This is a genomic window from Pseudomonas sp. SWRI154, from assembly GCF_014268645.1.
Classification (GTDB): Bacteria; Pseudomonadota; Gammaproteobacteria; order Pseudomonadales; family Pseudomonadaceae; genus Aquipseudomonas; species Aquipseudomonas marvdashtae.
Window position 1 is genome coordinate 1 of record NZ_JABWQW010000028.1, and the last position, 17,656, is coordinate 17,656.

A 17,656-nucleotide genomic window follows, 5' to 3' on the forward strand; every position below is an offset into this window, starting at 1 on the left:
CGAGCAAGGTGTAGCTGTAGCTGACCACGCCAGTGGCGGCGTTGAAGCCAGTGATGGTCAGCGTGTTGCCCAGCGCGGTGGTGATCGATTGTGGGAAACCGGCGGCGACGCCACCGCTGACCACGTTGATACCGCCGACGCTCAGGGTTTGCACGCCGTCCAGCGCAGTCACGGTAAAGGTGCCGCTCTGGGTCAACGCCGAAGCGTCGGGGCTGCTGCCGTCGTCGAGGTTTTTCTCTTGCACCGTCAGCTCGCCGCCGTCGGTGTCGAGACCGGTGATGATCACCGGGTCGTCGTTGTTATGGACTTGCAGCACCAGGTCCGCGGTGCTGGTGTCGCCATCGGCGTCGGTCAGGGTGTAGGTGAAGGTTTCAGTGCCGCTGCCGCCGCCGTGCAACGCGACGAATTGCGGGTCGCTGGTGTTCAGCGTGTAGGTATACGTGCCGTTGGGGTTGAGGACCAACGTCCCGTAGGTGCCGGTGAAGGTGCCGCCGATGATCGGGCCGCTGTCTGGGCCGGTGGGAATGCGATCCGCGCCCTGATGATCATTGGGCAAGACGTTGCCGGTGAGGCTGACGAGCGTTTCCGATGCGGTGCTGGCGTGGCTGTCATCGATTGCCTGGGGCACGTCGTCGGTGATGTTGACGTCCAGGGTGCCGGTGGCCGTATCACCGTCGGTATCGACCGCCACCACGGGAAATTGCTCACTGATGCTGTTGGCACCGTCGCCCGTCGGATGGGTTTCATTGTCGGTCAGGGTGTAGCTGTAGCTGACCACGCCAGTCGCGGGGTTATAGCCGGTGATGGTCAGCGTATTGCCCAGTGCCGAGGTGATGGATTGCGGGAAACCCGTGGGCACGCCTCCGGCAATCACGCTGAGGCCGCCAATGCTCAGGCTGCTCAGGCCGTCGGGGGCCGAGAGGGTGAACGTACCGCTTTGTACCAAGGCGCCTGGGTTGCTCGCCGTGCCGTCGGCGAGGCTGGCCTCGTGGGCGGTCAGTTCGCCGCCATCGACGGTCAGGCCGTCGAGGGTGACGGGATTATCCGGCGTCTCGGGCGTTACCGGCGGTACGGCAGCGTCGTCGCCGTCGCCATCCGGCTCAGCGGCCAATTCCAGCTGGGGAAACTCCGGTATCCCGTTGAAGCCGGCGGTTGGAAAGCCGATGAGCGGATCAACCTCCCCGGCGACTTCTTCCAGCAATACAAAGCTGTGCCCGCCGCCCACTCCGCCCGGGTTGCCACCCTCGGCGCCCGCAGCCGTGGCCTCGCCCGTCTGGGTCGGGTCGGCACCGGCGGCGATGGCCTGCTGCAGCTTTTGCACATCGGTCAGTTGCGCATCGGTCGGCGCCGCGCTGTCAGGCGTGTCGACATGAGGCGCCTGGTTGGCGAGCAATTGCGGGGTCAGGCTCAGGTTGCTCTCGCGGCCCAGAGTCAATTCCTGGCCGTTTTGCAAATGCACGGCCACTGCGCCTTCGGCCCCGGTGATCAGATGTTCGCCGGCATACAGCCGATCGCCTTCGACCAGGGGGCGCCGCAGCCCACCGGCAGCCTCCGCGAAAACCTGCCCGACCACCTTGCTGACGGTACCGATGAGCGCTGCCATGTGCATTCCCTCCGCTGCCAACCGCAGTCGGCACCTGTCTGGGTGAAGAATGCGTGCTCAGGTTACCGTCAGAATCTGGAAAATCTGCCAGCTTTCGCGAAGGTCCAAAGCGCTAGCCTTTCGCCACAATGACAAAAAACTGTCGCTTAAAACCACCTCTCCGCTCAACCTTTTTGCACGCCTTCACTATGTTTCAAAATTTGTATGGAACTTTTTATTGACGCCTAAAAGTCGTCAGAACCCTTATCTTCCGCGGCTTTCGCTTTGAACAATGTGCTGGATTTCTCAGAGCACATAAGTTTTTTTCGGCATAAAGCTTATGAGAAATTCTTCTTAGGTTTTCCTCAGGATGTTCTTAGCTGTGTTGTTACAAGGTTGAAACGGTTTTGATCTTTTAAACGTCAATATTCTGGCGACAACGAAGCACAACAGACCTCAGGAGATGCTCCCCATGCGCGTTCTTACTCCCCTCTACAGCGCGGTTTTACTGGCCATGGCCTGCTCTTCTCAGGTACAGGCCATGTCCGTGACCGAAGCGATCCAGAGCACCATCGCGACCCACCCCGAACTGGCGCAACGGGTGGACAGCCGTTTGTCGGCCAATGAAGACGTCAAGGTCGCCAGGGGGGGCTTTTTCCCATCGTTGGATTTGAACGCCGGTTATGGCCGCGGCTACAGCGATAACACCAACACCCGGGCATTGGGCAACCACCACACCAACATCCTGACCTACACCCAGTCGGAGCTGCGCCTGCGGCAGATGATTTTTGACGGTTTCAACACCGCCAATGAAGTGGAGCGCACCAAAGGCGTGGTCAACTCCCGAGCCTATTACGCCCAGGGCACCGCCCAGGACCTGGCCCTGCGCACCATCGAGGTGTATCTGGAAGTGCTCAAGCGTCGCGAACTGGTGACCCTGGCCAAGAACAATCTGCAAGCGCACCTGCGGGTCAACGATCAGATCGGCCTGCGCACCGAGCGGGGCGTTGGCAGCACCGCCGACTCCGACCAGTCCAATGCCCGTCGCGCCCTGGCGGAAAACAACTACGACACCGCCCAAGTCGACCTCGCCGATGCCGAGGCGAACTTCTACAGCGTGGTCGGGCGCATGCCCGATGAGCTGGAAGCGCCGCCCTCGACCAAAGGCGAACTTCCCGCCGACCTGCGCGAAGCCCAGCAAAGCATGGTCGACAACAACCCTTACCTGAAATCGGCACAGGCCGAGGTGCAGTCCGCCGAGAGCCAGTACGAAGTGGCGAAGTCGCCTTTCTACCCGCGCTTCGATGCCGAAGCGGCGGTGGGCGCCAACAACAACCTCGGCGGTGAAGAGGGCCATGACAACAACTGGCGGCTCGGCGTGGTGATGAATTACAACCTGTTCCGCGGCGGCAGCGACAAGGCGCGGCTGGCCTCGAACGCCCATCAGATCAACCAGGCCATGGACATTCGCAACAACGCCTTGCGCCAGCTCAATGAAGACACGCGCCTGGCCTGGAACGCGATGCTCAATGCCCGCAAGCAGACCCCGACCGCCCGCGAGTACGCCGACACCACCGCCCGTGTGCGCGCCGCCTATCAGGATCAGTTTGGCCTCGGCCAGCGGACCCTGCTCGATCTGCTCGACAGTGAAAACGAGCTGTACAACGCCAACCGTCGCTACACCGAGGTGCGCTACACCGAGGAATACTCGATGTACCGGGTGCTGGCGAACATGGGCCTGCTGCTGCAAAAACAACGGATCGTGCTGCCAGCCGACGCGGTCGCCCAAACCGAGGTCCAGAACCAGGCGCGGTTGCCGGAACTGAAGTAATCCAGTGGGAGTGATCAGCATGACCCGCATGGAACCGGTAATCCCCGGCGCCGACCCGCGCCTGAACTTCGATGATCCCTTGCTGGACGGTCTGTTGATCCTCTGCAAACTCCATGGCGCGACCGTCAGTCGCGCCAGCCTCAGCGCCGGGCTGCCTATGGCGCACCAACGCTTGAGCCTGGACCTGCTGCCTCGCGCAGCGGCCCGGGCCAGTTTGCAGGCGCGACTGTTGCGTCGCGACCTGAACGATATTTCCGCGCTCAACTTGCCGGTCATGCTGATCCTGGCAGGAGGTCGCTGCGCGATACTGCGGCGCTGGGGCGAGGACGGCCAGGCGCTGATCCTGCCCAGCGAAGCCGATGGCGGCGAGCAATGGGTCAGTCGCCAGGAACTGACCGCCGACTACAGTGGCCAGGCACTCTTCGCCCGGCCACGCCATGAACTCGAAGACCTGCGCGCGCCCTTGGTGCCGCGGGTCGAGGCATGGTTTCGCGACACGTTGAAACTGTCGCGCTGGTTGTACAGCGACGCAATCCTGGCAAGTTTCCTGATCAACCTGCTGGGCCTGATGGTGCCGCTGTTCGTCATGCAGACCTACGACCGCGTGGTACCGAACCAGGCTACGTCGACGCTATGGGTACTGGCCGTGGGGCTGCTGATCGGCACCGGGTTCGAATTGGTACTGCGGGTGGTTCGCGCCCATCTGCTGGACACCGCCGGCAAGAAAACCGATGTAATTCTCTCCGCCACCCTGTTCGAACGCATCACCGGCATGGCGATGAAAGCCAAGCCCGTGACCATCGGCGGATTCGCCCAGAGCATCCACGACTTCCAGGGCCTGCGCGAATTCCTCACCGCCGTGACCCTCACCAGCCTGATCGACCTGCCCTTCGCCCTGCTGATGCTGGTGGTGATCGGCCTGCTCGGCGGCTGGCTGGTGGTGATTCCAGTGGTGGCGTTTCCAATCACCATTGTCTTCGCCATGATCATCCAGGCCCGCCTGCGCGACACCGTGCAGAAAAGCCTGGCCCTCGGCGCCCAGCGCCAGGCACTGCTGATCGAAACCCTCGGCGGCCTGGAAACCCTCAAGGCCTGCAGCGCCGAAAGCGAGCGCCAGCATCAATGGGAAAGCACCCACGGCGCCCTCACCCGCCTCGACAGCCATGCGCGCAACCTGTCGGCGCTGGCAACCAATGGCACCCTCTTTCTGCAGCAACTGGCGGGCATGGCGACCATCGTCGCCGGCGTCTACAGCATCATCGCCGGCAACCTCAGCGTCGGCGCGCTGGTGGCGACCTACATGCTCGGCAGCCGCGTGCTGGCGCCGCTGGGCCAGATCGCCGGGCTGATTACCCGCTATCAGCAAGCCCAGCTCACCATGCGCAGCACCGATGCCCTGATGGCGTTGCCCCAGGAGCGCGATGCCAAACAGCGCCCGCTGGACCGCACTCAGTTGCAGGGCGCCCTGGACGTCAGCGGCGTGACCTTCCACTACAACGGCCAGGACACCCCGGCGCTGGCCGACATCAGCTTCAGCCTCAAGGCTGGCGAACGGGTCGGGATCATCGGCCGCAGCGGCTCGGGCAAAAGCACCCTGGCGCGCCTGGTGATGGGTTTTTACGCACCGGAGGAAGGCCAACTGCTGCTCGATGGGCTGGATTTGCGGCAACTGGACGTCGCCGACTTGCGGCAGCAGATCGGCTATGTCGCCCATGACCTGCCGCTGCTGGCCGGCAGCCTGCGCGACAACCTCACCCTCGGCGCCCGCTATATCAGCGACGCGCGCATGCTGGAAGTGGCGGAGCTGACCGGCGTTACCGAACTGGCCCGCCAGCATCCACAAGGTTTCGACCGCCCGGTGGGCGAGCGCGGGCAGTTGCTCTCCGGTGGCCAGCGCCAGGCCGTGCTGCTGGCCCGCGCGCTGCTGCTCGATCCGCCGATCCTGTTGCTGGACGAGCCCACCAGCGCCATGGACAACAGCAGCGAAGATACCTTGCGGCAGAAACTTCACACCCATGTCCAGGGCAAGACCGTGCTGTTGGTCACCCACCGCACCTCAATGCTGAGTCTGGTGGACCGCTTGGTGGTGCTGGATAACGGGCGAATCGTGGCGGATGGGCCGAAGGAAGCGGTGATCGATGCGCTGCGCAAGGGACGGGTGGGCTCCGCGGCGGTATAGCTGCCGACACATCCCCCTGTGGCGAGAGAGCTTGCTCCCGCTGGACTGCGAAGCAGCCCCAAGGCCATTCACCCGGTTGTGTCAGGCAGACCGCGTCGGCAGGTTTACGACGGCTTCGCCGCCGAGCGGGAGCAAGCTCCCTCGCCACAAAAAGCAGCACCCAGCTCTTTTCATTTAACCAACGGGTACCGCCCCATGTCCGCTCAAACACCCGATTCAGCCGCCCGCAGCTACTTCGGCAGTTTCAGCAAAAGCGCCGAAAGCGAGTTCATGCCGGAAACCGCCAGCGCCACGCTGCAGGATTCGCCCCGTCGCTCGCGGGTCACCGTGTGGCTGGCTGCCGGGCTGATCGTGACCGGGCTGGTCTGGGCCAAACTGGCGGTGCTGCAAGAAGTCACCACGGGTGAGGGCAAAGCCATCCCATCGAGCAAGATCCAGGTGATCCAGAATCTGGAGGGCGGCATCGTCACCGAGATTTTTGCGCGCGAAGGCCAGATGGTGAACAAGGGCGATACCCTGCTGCGCCTGGACGATACGCGGTTTCTTTCGAACAAGGGCGAGAGCGAGGCCGATCGTTATGCCCTGACGGCCCAGGTCGAACGCTTGTCGGCCGAGGCAGAAGGCCGTCCCTTCAAGCTGTCGGCCGAGGTGATCGCCAAGGCGCCGCAAGTGGCCGAAGACGAGCGCTCGTTGCATGAGCAACGCCAGCGACGCCTGGCCAGCGAGCAACGCACCCTGACTGAACAACTGCGGCAGAAGACCCAGGAACTCGCGGAGTTTCGCTCCAAGCAAAGCCAGTTCAGCTCGGCCCTGGGCCTGCTGCAAGAAGAGATGAACATGTCGGCGCCGCTGGTGCGCACCGGGGCGGTTTCGCCAGTAGAAATCCTGCGGCTCAAGCGCAGCGCGGTGGAAATCCGCGGCTCGCTCAACGCCACGACCTTGGCAATCCCCCGGGCCGAATCGGCGATCAACGAGATCAAGAGCAAGATCGATGAATCGGAACAGTCCTTCCGCTCCGACGCGGCGAAGGAACTCAACGAGAAACGCACCGAGCTGTCGAAAATCACCGCCTCGAGCATCGCCATCGATGACCGTGTCACCCGCACCACCGTGGTCTCGCCCGTGCATGGGGTGATCAAGCAGCTCAAGGTCAACACCATCGGCGGCGTGGTCCAGCCGGGCAGCGACATGATCGAAATCGTGCCTCTGGAAGACAACCTGCTGATCGAAGCCAAGGTCCGTCCCCAGGACGTTGCGTTCCTCCATCCAGGCCAGAAAGCCATGGTCAAGTTCAGCGCCTACGACTACACGATTTATGGCGGCCTGAGCGCCAAGCTCGAACTGATCGGCGCCGACACCATCACCGACGACAAGGGCAACAGCTTCTACCTGATCCAGGTGCGCACCGACAAAAATCACTTGGGCGGCGATGCGAAACCGCTGCTGATCATTCCAGGGATGGTGGCGACGGTGGATATCATCACCGGGGAGAAAAGTGTCTTGGATTACTTGCTCAAACCGGTGTTGAAGGCGCGGACCGAGGCGATGCGCGAACGCTGATCCGCATTCAACTCAACTCCGTGGCGAGGGAGCTTCTAACCGCCATGGTTCTTTTGGTAGGTCTCTTCCCCCATCGCCGCAATCTGCCCTTCGATCAACGCCTCGAACGGCTTCAGCAACAACTCGAAGCTCGCCGGTGCTTCAAGGGTTTGCAGCGCCTGGACAATCGCCTCCACCGTCGACAACGCCCCCGGCCCTGGCGCCTTGCGCAAACGGTAGCGGGACACGCCACCCTCGGCCAGGGTCACCCTTGGCAATGCCGCCAGCAATGGATTCATATGCAGCAGCTTGCGCGCCTTGCGCCAGGTGCCGTCGGGGACGACCAATAGCAGCGGGTCATCGCTCGGGCCATAGGCTTGCATCGGCTGCGCATCGTCAGCAGGAAACAACAACCGCGCCTGATAACCCGGTTGGTTGAGCAGCCTGGGCAAATCCGCGAACACCTCGCCCACGATCAATTCGGCATTATTGAGCCCCAACGCCGCCAACCGGGCAGTATTCAAGGCGTGGCTCACCTCGCTGGGGTGCTGCAACAACAAGACCTGGGTCCGGCTGTCGAGGCTGGGGATCAGCGGGCACAGGCAGTGGCTTTGCGGCCGGAGACAACGCGGGCATTGGATTCTGGACATGGTCATGCCTGATTCAGTTGCGCTTTGAGCAAGTCACGGAAGGTCTGGATCAACGGCTCGCGGCTGCGGCCACGGCGCACGATCATCGAAAACGGTGCCTGATAGCCGAACGTCGCCGGCAGCAGCACGCGCAAGTCGCCCTTGTCGACCCAGGCCTGGGCGTAATGCTCGGGCAAATAACCAACATAAGCACCGGACAGCACCAGGATCAACTGGGCTTCCATGCTCTCCACCGTCGCCGCGCTGTGTTTGAAGCCATGGCGAGCCAGTTCGGCCTGGCTCCAGTAACCACGCCCGACCATGCGTTGCTGGGTGATGACTTGCTCGGGAATGCGCCGCTCGTTGAACAGCGGGTGGCGGTTGCTGCAATACAGCCAGTGCTGCTCGCGGTACAGCGGCATGTAGACGAGGCCGCTCATGCGCGTGGAGAACGCGCCGATGGCCAGGTCCAGGCGATTGTCCTGGACGCCGAGTTGCAGTTCGTAAGGACTCATGACGGACAAGTGCAAATGCACCGCCGGATGTTCCTGGCTGTAGGCGCCGATGGCTTCGGCAAACGGCAGGGCCTTGTCGCTGACGGTGGAATCGATCACGCCGAGGTTCAGCGTGCCGCGCAGTTCGCCCTTGAGCGCTGCGGCGTACTGCTCGAACCCTTCGAGTTCGCCCAACAGGCGCAGGGTTTCCTGATGGAACAACTCGCCCTTGCTGGTCAGGCTGAACCCGCCCCGCCCGCGATGGCAGAGCACCAGGCCCAGGGCCGATTCGAGCTGGCTCATGTAAGTGCTGATAGCCGAGGTGGACAGGTTGAGCTCGTGCTGGGCATTGGCAAACCCCTGATGCCGGACCACGCTGACAAAAATGCGCAGCAGTTTCAGGTCGGGTAGAGCGTTGGCCATTGGGGTCTCCAAATTACTCAGGGGTTTGTAGCGCTCTTGTGGCGAGGGAGCTTGCTCCCGCTGGGCCGCGAAGCAGCCCCAAACCATTCACCTCGACGCATCAGACGGACCGCGTCGGCTGGTTTTGCGATGGCTGCGCCATCGAGCGGGAGCAAGCTCCCTCGCCACAGGGGGTGTTCATATCCCCCGGAATTGCATTACTGCGGAGTCTATCGCCCCGTCCGCCATTAGTTTAGAAAAATCTGAACTAAGTATTTGCCGCCAGCGATTCTTCACCGCAAAAGCTTTTCGCAGAATCGGCCCCTGATAAATAAAACAAACGATGAGGCCCTACCCGTGGACAAGATTCTTCACCAACCACTGGGCGGCAACGAAATGCCGCGCTTCGGCGGCATCGCCACCATGATGCGACTCCCCCATCTGCAAACCGCTGCCGGCCTCGACGCTGCGTTCGTCGGCGTACCGCTGGACATCGGCACCTCCCTGCGCGCCGGCACCCGTTTCGGGCCCCGCGAAATCCGCGCCGAATCCGTGATGATCCGCCCCTACAACATGGCCACCGGCGCCGCGCCATTCGACTCGCTGGCGGTGGCGGACATTGGCGACGTGGCGATCAACACCTTCAATCTGCTGGACGCGGTGCGGATCATCGAAGAGTCGTACCACAAGATTCTCGAACACAACGTCATCCCCCTGACCCTGGGCGGCGACCATACCATCACCCTGCCGATCCTGCGGGCGATCCATAAGAAGCACAGCAAGGTCGGCCTGGTGCACATCGACGCCCATGCCGATGTGAACGATCACATGTTCGGCGAGAAAATCGCCCACGGCACCACCTTCCGCCGCGCCGTGGAAGAAGGCCTGCTCGATTGCGACCGCGTTGTGCAGATCGGCCTGCGCGCCCAGGGCTACACCGCCGACGATTTCAACTGGAGCCGCAACCAGGGCTTCCGCGTGGTCCAGGCCGAAGAGTGCTGGCACAAATCCCTGGCACCGCTGATGGCCGAAGTGCGCGAGAAAGTTGGCGGCGGCCCGGTGTACCTGAGTTTCGACATCGACGGCATCGATCCGGCCTGGGCTCCGGGCACCGGCACCCCGGAAATCGGCGGCCTGACCACCATCCAGGCCATCGAAATTGTCCGTGGTTGCCAGGGCCTCGACCTGGTCGGCTGCGATCTGGTAGAAGTCTCGCCGCCGTATGACACCACCGGCAACACCTCGCTGCTGGGCGCCAACCTGCTGTACGAGATGCTCTGCGTACTGCCGGGCGTGGTCCATCGCTGAGGCGCCGCCATGAACGATCAGGATCAAGTGCTCAAGGCCGCCGCGCAACTGGTGTCGGCCTTCGCCCGCAATGACCGCGACGCTTACTTCGGCGCGTTCGCGGCCGATGCGAGCTTTGTGTTCTACACCCTCGAACAGCCTTTGTTGTCCCGCGATGCCTACCAGGCCTTGTGGGATCGCTGGCGGTCCGAGGATGGCTTCGAGGTGCTGAACTGCACCTCGAGCAACGCCTTCGTCAGCCTGCAAGGAGACGTGGCGATTTTCATCCATGACGTGGCCACCGAGCTGCGCATGCAAGGGGAGCTTTACATTAGCCAGGAGCGCGAAACCATTGTGTTTCGCCAAGAACAACAAGGCCTATGGCTGGCCTGTCATGAACATTTGTCCGCAATGCCGGAAGGGCTGCCACCCCCTTAGCCAAGCAGGCAGCGCTCACGTGCGATGAGTGCGCCTCGATGATCGGAGCAGATCATGAATAACAATAACGATAAAAGCCTTACGCAGATTGAAACCAACGGGGTCGAACAGATCCCCGACCATGAACGAACCGCCGGTCCGGGCGATCTGTTTCGCCTGATCTTCGGCGGCGCCAATACCTTTGCCACCGCCGTGCTCGGCAGTTTCCCGGTGCTGTTCGGCCTGTCATTCCAGGCCGGTGCCTGGGCGATTGTGCTTGGGGTGTTGGTGGGTTCGATCATCCTCGCGCCGATGGGCCTGTTTGGCCCGCTCAACGGCACCAACAACGCGGTGTCTTCCGGTGCGCACTTCGGCGTGCACGGGCGGATTGTTGGCTCGTTCCTCTCGCTGCTGACCGCCATCGCGTTTTTCTCGCTGTCGGTGTGGAGTTCGGGCGATGCATTGATCGGCGGCGCCAAGCGCTTGATCGGCGTGCCGGAAACCGACCTCAGCCTGGGCTTGGCCTACGGCCTGTTCGCCCTGCTGGTGTTGACGGTGTGCATCTACGGCTTCCGCTTCATGCTGTGGGTCAATCGCATCGCCGTATGGGCCGCCAGCCTATTGTTCCTGCTGGGCATATTCGCCTTCGCGCCGAACTTCGACAGCCAGTTCGCCGGCACGGTCAGCCTCGGCCAGCCGGGCTTCTACGCCGCTTTCATCGGCGCAGCGCTGGTGGCCATGAGCAACCCGATTTCCTTCGGCGCATTCCTGGGCGATTGGTCGCGCTACATCCCGCGAAATACGCCGAAGCCGCGCATCATGCTGGCGGTGATCGCTGCCCAGTTGGCCACGCTGATTCCGTTCCTGTTCGGCCTTGCCACCGCCACCATCGTGGCGATCAAGGCACCGGACTATATTGCGGCCAACAACTACGTGGGCGGGCTGCTGGCAGTGTCGCCGGGGTGGTTCTTCCTGCCGGTGTGCCTGATCGCGGTGATCGGTGGCATGTCCACCGGCACCACCTCGCTGTATGGCACCGGGTTGGACATGTCCAGCGTATTCCCTCGGTTACTGTCGCGGGTCAAGGCAACGCTGCTGATCGGCGTGCTGTCGATCGCCTTCATCTTCATCGGGCGCTTCGCGGCAAACCTGGTGCAGAGCGTCTCGACCTTCGCGGTGCTGATCATCACCTGTACCACGCCGTGGATGGTGATCATGATCATCGGCCTGCTGGTGCGCCGCGGCTTCTACTGCCCGGAGGACTTGCAGGTGTTCACCCGCGGCGAAACCGGTGGGCGCTACTGGTTCAGCCACGGTTGGAACTGGCGGGGCCTCGGGGCGTGGATTCCCAGCGCATTGGTGGGGCTGTGCTTCGTCAACCTGCCAGGGCAATTCGTCGGGCCATTGGGCGAACTGGCCGGCGGGATCGACATCAGCCTGCCGGTGACCCTGGGCCTGGCGTCGGTGGTGTACCTGGCGTTGCTGGGGCTGTTTCCAGAGCCGGCGGCGGTGTATGGGCCGGGGGATGCGCGGAGCACTGATCCGCTCAACCCGTCAGAACTGCGACAGGCCGCCTGACTGACCAATTCCCGTGGCGAGGGAGCTTGCTCCCGCTGGGTTGCGCAGCGACCCCCAGGTTTTCTGACTTGAAAAGCGGCGACTGCTGCGCAGTCGAGCGGGAGCAAGCTCCCTCGCCACGAAAGCCCGTTCGCACTGAGGCTGCGGTGTCAGCGCCAGCAGCCTTGTCCCACATAAAAAAAGACAATCGGAGACACGCCATCATGGCTTTGGATTTAATCGTCGTTCTCATCTACGCCGCCGGCATGATCGCCCTGGGCTGGTATGGCATGCGCCGCGCCAAGACGCGTGACGACTATCTGGTCGCCGGGCGCAACCTCGGCCCGGGTTTCTACCTGGGCACCATGGCCGCGACCGTGCTGGGCGGCGCATCGACCATCGGCACCGTACGCCTGGGCTACGTCCATGGCATTTCCGGCTTCTGGCTGTGCGGCGCGATCGGCCTGGGCATCGTCGGCCTGAGCCTGTTCCTGGCCAAGCCGCTGCTCAAACTGAAGATCTACACCGTGACCCAAGTGCTGGAGCGCCGCTACAACCCGGCGGCTCGTCACGCCAGTGCGCTGATCATGCTGGTGTATGCGCTGATGATCGGGGCGACCTCGACCATCGCCATCGGCACGGTGATGCAAGTGCTGTTCGGCCTGCCCTTCTGGGCTTCGATCCTGGTGGGCGGCGGTGTCGTGGTGCTGTATTCCACCATCGGTGGCATGTGGTCGCTGACGCTGACCGACATCGTGCAATTTTTGATCATGACCGTTGGCCTGGTGTTCCTGCTGATGCCGATGTCCATCGTCGACGCCGGCGGCTGGGATGCGATGGTAGCGGCGTTGCCGGCGCGTTATTTCGATTTCACCGCGATCGGCTGGGACACGATCCTCACTTACTTCCTGATCTACTTCTTCGGCATCTTCATCGGCCAGGACATCTGGCAACGGGTGTTCACCGCTCGCAGCGAACGCGTGGCGAAAGTCGCCGGCACTGCCGCCGGCCTTTATTGCGTGCTCTACGGCTTGGCCGGTGCGCTGATCGGCATGGCCGCCAAGGTGTTGCTGCCGGACCTGGAAAACGTCAATAACGCCTTCGCCAGCGTGGTGCAGACCAGCCTGCCCAATGGCATTCGCGGGCTGGTAATCGCCGCAGCGCTGGCGGCGCTGATGTCCACCGCCGCGGCGGGCCTGCTGGCAGCGTCCACAACGGTGGTCCAGGACCTGTTGCCGCGTCTGCGCCAGGGTCGAGAAAGCGGCGACGGCGACGTCCACGAAAACCGCATCGCGACCTTGCTGCTGGGTGTGGTGGTGCTGGGCATCGCCCTGGTGGTCAGCGACGTGATCAGCGCCCTGACCCTGGCTTACAACCTGCTGGTGGGCGGCATGCTGATCCCGCTGATCGGCGCGATCTATTGGAAACGCGCCACCACGGCCGGGGCAATCACTAGCATGTCGCTGGGCTTCCTGACCGCGCTGTTCTTCATGTTCAAGGACGGCCTGGATGCGAACACGCCGATCTACTACAGCCTGAGCGTGGCGCTGGTGAGTTTTGTGCTGGTGAGCCTGTTGTCGCCACGTTCGAATGTGGTGGCGAAGGCCGCTTGATCAAGCAGTAGCAAAGGTTTCTTCGAGGGGCATGGCGTCGGTGGCCATGCCCCTTTTTTTCCTGCATCAGTCCATCGAAACAAAAAAGATCGCAGTCTCGGGCTGTTTCAATTGAAACAGCCCGAGACTGCGATCTCTCCAAAATAGGTGGGTTTACCGGCGGCGCGGCTGGCGGCGGCGTTGCTCGTCGTCGGTGCGGATCGGTATCGGCTGCATCGGCGGTTCGATCAGGCCGAGCGCGACACCCAAGTCGTGAAGCCAGTTCTGGATTTTCTCTTTCATCGTGGTGCCCCCTCAGGGTGGTGCGAGCGGCAGATTTCTGTGGCCCCTTCACACTGATAATAGTCCGAAGTCCTACGCAATGCTCGTTACAGATTGCAATGATCTGTTACTGAATTGATCCAAATCCCAGCCTGGGAGTTCAAGCCGATTGCGCCGTGATCATTGGCGCGCGCGGCCAGGCTTGTTGTTGCAATTCCATCCAGGCGTTCAAGTTGGCGCCGACCATGCCTTTGCGCCACATCAACCAAGTCGTTGCGCTGGCAAACGGCTCGGCCAATGGATGCATCGTCACCCGTTCCCGGCCTGGCAGGCTGGCGAGCATCGACTCGGACATCAACGCCACCCCGGACCCGGCAATCACGCAAGCCAGCATCCCCTGGTACGACTCAATCTCCATCGCCCGGCCCATGGTTGCGTGATCATGGGCAAACCAGGCTTCCAAGCGCATCCGGTAGGAACAGCCGCGCCGGAACGTGAACACCGCGCGACCCTGGACATCCAGCGCACTGCGCACCGGCGGATGATCGGCCTCGGTGATCAGCACCAGCCGCTCGTTGCACAACGGCACGCCATCCAGCCCCGCCAGCTCCAGTGGGCCGTCTACCAATGCCGCATCGAGGCGATTGGTGAGCAAGCCTTCCAACAATTCTCCACTCGGCCCCGACTGCACTTGCAGGTTCACCGCCGGGTAAGCCCGGTGATAACCGGCCAGCAGGTCAGGCAAATGCGTCGCCGCCGTGCTGTACATGGTGCCCAACACAAAATCCCCGGCCGGCTGACCGCCCTGCACCGCCGCATGGGCCTCGTCGTGCAGGGCGAACAGCTTGATCGCATAGTCCAACAGGACTTTTCCCGCAGGCGATAACTGCAAACGCTGACGCTCACGCAGGAAAAGGTCGACGCCCAACTGCTCTTCGAGCTGCTTGAGCCGGGTCGAAAGGTTCGACGGCACCCGGTGCAGGCGTTCTGCCGCTCGGGTGATGGAACCTTCTTCGGCCACCGCCTGGAAAATCCGTAACTGGCTAAACTCCACGACCCTCTCCAAAAAAGAACAAGTTGCTCACTATTATTCATTTTTAATGAAAGTCAATCGGTTCTAGCCTGATGGTCATTCGCCTCGACGCTGGAGATCGACCATGTCGCCCTTGATTCGCCTGCTCGCCAGTTTCATTGCCCTGATGATGGCCATGGGCATTGGCCGCTTCGCCCTCACACCGCAATTACCTCATTTAATCGGCGAAGGTCAGGTCGACTTGACCGCCGCTGGTCTGATTGCAGCCGCCAACTACCTGGGTTATCTGCTCGGTGCGCTGGATGCCATGTTCGCCCGTCGTCCGCAACAGGTGCAGCGTCGCCTATTGGGAGGCCTGTGGCTGTGCGTAGTGCTGACGCTGGCGTCGTTCTGGGCCTGGGGGTTCTGGCCGCACCTGGCGCTGCGCTTCGGCACTGGCGTGGCGAGTGCATGGGTGATGGTGATGATTACCGCGTTGAGCCAACCTTTGGCTGCGGCGGCGGGACGGCCCCGACTCGGCGCACTGGTATTTGCCGGACCGGGGCTGGGGATTTTTCTTACAGGCTTGCTGGCCTTGGGTTCGAACTTGCTGGGCCAGACGTCCGACACCCTATGGCTGGTGTATGCCGGCGCAGCGCTGGTGATGTTGCTGGTGATCCTGCCGGCCCTGCCCAAACCCGTACCGACGGCCGCTGTCGCGGCACCCATCGCCGCGTCCAGCAACAGCGGTATCGCCCGGCTCTGCGTGGTCTACGCCTTGTATGGCGTCGGCTACATCATTCCGGCGACTTTCCTGTCGCAAATGGCTTCTGCGCAGTTTCAAGGACAGTGGCAAGCGGATCTGTTCTGGCCCTGCTTCGGCCTGGCCGCCGCCACCGGGGTGCTGCTGGTGAGCCTGCGTCGACCGAACCCGAACACCACCAGCCGCTGGCTGATGGCTACGTTGTGGCTGCAAGCCGCCGGCGTGTTTGCCTGCCTGTTGGGCAGTGGCGCGGGCTTGGCCCTGGGCGTGATCCTATGCGGAGCACCGTTCCTGGCCTGCATGCAACTGATGGTGCTGCGTTCAAGGGAACTGGCGCCCCACGCGACCCAGCGCAACATCGGGCTGCTGACCGCCTGCTTTGCCGTGGGCCAGCTCAGCGGTCCATTGCTGGCGGCGCTGAGCAGCCATTTCAGCGGCGGCCTGCAACCGGCGCTGATCGTCGCCGGCAGCGGCCTGGTATTGGCCGGCGGCCTGCTGCTGCGACCGACCAACCGCGGCGCAGTGAAGCCTTGCACCCAGACCGCCATGCGTTGATCAGGCCTGGCCGGCAGGGCTCAACGCCTTGGCCGGCCACGTTGCCGGCTCGCGCCGCGCCAGGACGAAATACAGCGCCCCGCCGAGAAAGCATCCGGTGAACCAGGCAAAGTTGGCCATCGGTTGCAGCAGTGGCGTGAACGTGATCGCTACGCCCATCAACGTCGCCGGAACCAACGCCTTGACGGCGGTCCAGTTGATGCCGCCACTGTAGTAATAACGCCCGCTCGGGCCGTCGTTGAACAGCGCGTCGACGTCGATCTGCTGTTTTTTGATCAGGTAATAATCCACCAACAGAATGCCGAACAGCGGCCCAATAAACGCCGCCAGCACGTCCAGGGTGTAGTGGATCACTTCAGGGTTGTTGAACAGGTTCCACGGTGTGATGAAAATCGACGCCACCGCCGCGATCATGCCGCCGGCGCGCCAACTGATCTTGCTCGGCGCGACATTGGCAAAGTCGAAGGCCGGGGACACAAAGTTGGCGACAATATTAATGCCGATGGTGGCGGTCACGAAGGCAAACGCCCCGAGCAAGACGGCCACATCGTTGTCGATGCGCGCCACGGTAGCGATCGGGTCGTGAAGCATCTCCCCGAAGACCGGCAAGGTCCCGGAGACAATCACCACTGTGACCAGGGAGAACGCCAGGAAATTCACCGGCAACCCCCAGAAATTTCCCCGGCGCACGTCAGACATGCTTCGGCAATAACGGCTGAAGTCGCCGAAGTTCAAGGTTGGGCCGGAAAAGTACGACACCACCAAAGCTGTCGCCACGATGACCTGGCCAAATGCTTGCCAGCCGGACAGGGACTTCTCGGCCAAGGTAAAACTGATGTTGCTCCAACCGGCTTTCCAGACGATCCAGCCGGCCAGCAGGAACATCACCGCGTACACCACCGGCCCGGCCCAGTCGATAAAACGACGGATCGACTCCATGCCCGTCCAGAACACCAGCGCTTGGACAAACCACAAGCCGAGGAAACCAAACCAGCCCAAGTAGGACAAACCTGCAAAATGCTGCGTCGCATAGACTTCCATCGAAGGAAAAAACCGCAGCACCACAATGATCAGCGCACTCGAGGCCAGATAGGTCTGGATGCCATACCAAGCCACGGCGATCAGGCCGCGGATCACCGCCGGAATATTCGCCCCGAACACGCCGAACGCCAACCGGCAAATAACCGGATAAGGCACCGCCGCCTGCTGGCTCGGCTTGGCGACAAGGTTGGCGATCAACTGCACAATGCAAATCCCGCCCAACAACGCGATGAGCACCTGCCAACTCGCCAGGCCCAAGGCGAACAGGCTGGCGGCAAATACATAGCCGCCGACGCTGTGAACATCACTCATCCAGAACGCGGAGATGTTGTACCAATTCCATTTCTGCGGCAGCGGGCCCAAGTCTTCGTTATAGAGACGAGGGCTATAGCCGTTGGGCATTTGCTCGGACATCGCGGGGCTCCTTTTGGATACCGCCGAGCCCCCGAGTTGATTGTCCACCATACTGCGCACGGGAGCTGGCATGGTTTGTA

14 protein-coding genes are annotated in these 17,656 nt (G+C 62.4%); 8 read left to right on the forward strand and 6 right to left on the reverse strand.

What is annotated here, in order from left to right; translation table 11 throughout:
- A partial coding sequence (locus HU806_RS21070; protein WP_186614008.1) for a retention module-containing protein occupies window positions 1-1,603 on the reverse strand: 1,603 nt, incomplete at its 3' end.
- Window positions 1,604-2,054: 451 nt separating this feature from the next.
- Here HU806_RS21070 and HU806_RS21075 point away from each other — a divergent pair.
- From HU806_RS21075 to HU806_RS21085, 3 genes are all read left to right on the forward strand, one after another.
- Window positions 2,055-3,413, forward strand: a complete 1,359-nt coding sequence (locus HU806_RS21075; protein ID WP_186614010.1) for a TolC family outer membrane protein — start codon at window positions 2,055-2,057, stop codon at window positions 3,411-3,413.
- Window positions 3,414-3,432: 19 nt separating this feature from the next.
- Window positions 3,433-5,592, forward strand: a complete 2,160-nt coding sequence (locus HU806_RS21080; protein WP_186614012.1) for a type I secretion system permease/ATPase — start codon at window positions 3,433-3,435, stop codon at window positions 5,590-5,592.
- A 195-nt stretch (window positions 5,593-5,787) separates the two neighbouring features.
- On the forward strand, window positions 5,788-7,152 hold the full coding sequence (locus HU806_RS21085) for an HlyD family type I secretion periplasmic adaptor subunit (RefSeq protein ID WP_186614014.1): 1,365 nt from the start codon (window positions 5,788-5,790) through the stop codon (window positions 7,150-7,152).
- Window positions 7,153-7,187: 35 nt separating this feature from the next.
- Here the strand turns inward: HU806_RS21085 and HU806_RS21090 are convergent, their stop codons facing one another.
- Window positions 7,188-7,781, reverse strand: a complete 594-nt coding sequence (locus HU806_RS21090; protein ID WP_186614016.1) for a tRNA-uridine aminocarboxypropyltransferase — start codon at window positions 7,779-7,781, stop codon at window positions 7,188-7,190.
- Window positions 7,782-7,783: 2 nt separating this feature from the next.
- Window positions 7,784-8,677 (reverse strand): LysR family transcriptional regulator, encoded by an 894-nt coding sequence (locus tag HU806_RS21095; protein ID WP_003184133.1) that lies wholly within the window; start codon window positions 8,675-8,677, stop codon window positions 7,784-7,786.
- Window positions 8,678-9,013: 336 nt separating this feature from the next.
- Between HU806_RS21095 and speB the strand changes: the two genes are divergently transcribed.
- From speB to HU806_RS21115, 4 genes are all read left to right on the forward strand, one after another.
- The gene (gene speB / locus HU806_RS21100; protein ID WP_186614018.1) at window positions 9,014-9,964 is read left to right on the forward strand and encodes an agmatinase; all 951 of its coding nucleotides are present in this window, start codon (window positions 9,014-9,016) and stop codon (window positions 9,962-9,964) included.
- 9 nt (window positions 9,965-9,973) lie between these two features.
- Window positions 9,974-10,381, forward strand: coding sequence for a YybH family protein (locus HU806_RS21105; protein WP_186614020.1), 408 nt, complete (start codon window positions 9,974-9,976; stop codon window positions 10,379-10,381).
- A 51-nt stretch (window positions 10,382-10,432) separates the two neighbouring features.
- The gene (locus HU806_RS21110) at window positions 10,433-11,938 is read left to right on the forward strand and encodes a cytosine permease (protein WP_186614139.1); all 1,506 of its coding nucleotides are present in this window, start codon (window positions 10,433-10,435) and stop codon (window positions 11,936-11,938) included.
- Between the two features lie 203 nt (window positions 11,939-12,141).
- Window positions 12,142-13,530 (forward strand): sodium:solute symporter family protein, encoded by a 1,389-nt coding sequence (locus HU806_RS21115; protein WP_186614022.1) that lies wholly within the window; start codon window positions 12,142-12,144, stop codon window positions 13,528-13,530.
- Window positions 13,531-13,683: 153 nt separating this feature from the next.
- On the opposite strand, the gene HU806_RS26675 is transcribed toward HU806_RS21115, so the two are convergent.
- A complete protein-coding gene (locus HU806_RS26675; RefSeq protein WP_256222727.1) occupies window positions 13,684-13,812 on the reverse strand; it encodes a PA1414 family protein in 129 nt (42 codons plus the stop codon).
- 139 nt (window positions 13,813-13,951) lie between these two features.
- Window positions 13,952-14,845 (reverse strand): putrescine utilization regulator PtrR, encoded by an 894-nt coding sequence (ptrR, locus tag HU806_RS21120; protein WP_186614024.1) that lies wholly within the window; start codon window positions 14,843-14,845, stop codon window positions 13,952-13,954.
- 103 nt (window positions 14,846-14,948) lie between these two features.
- On the opposite strand from ptrR, the gene HU806_RS21125 reads away from it, so the two are divergent.
- A complete protein-coding gene (locus tag HU806_RS21125) occupies window positions 14,949-16,121 on the forward strand; it encodes an MFS transporter (RefSeq protein WP_186614026.1) in 1,173 nt (390 codons plus the stop codon).
- On the opposite strand, the gene HU806_RS21130 is transcribed toward HU806_RS21125, so the two are convergent.
- Window positions 16,122-17,576 (reverse strand): NCS1 family nucleobase:cation symporter-1, encoded by a 1,455-nt coding sequence (locus tag HU806_RS21130; protein ID WP_186614028.1) that lies wholly within the window; start codon window positions 17,574-17,576, stop codon window positions 16,122-16,124.
- Window positions 17,577-17,656: the final 80 nt, after the last annotated feature.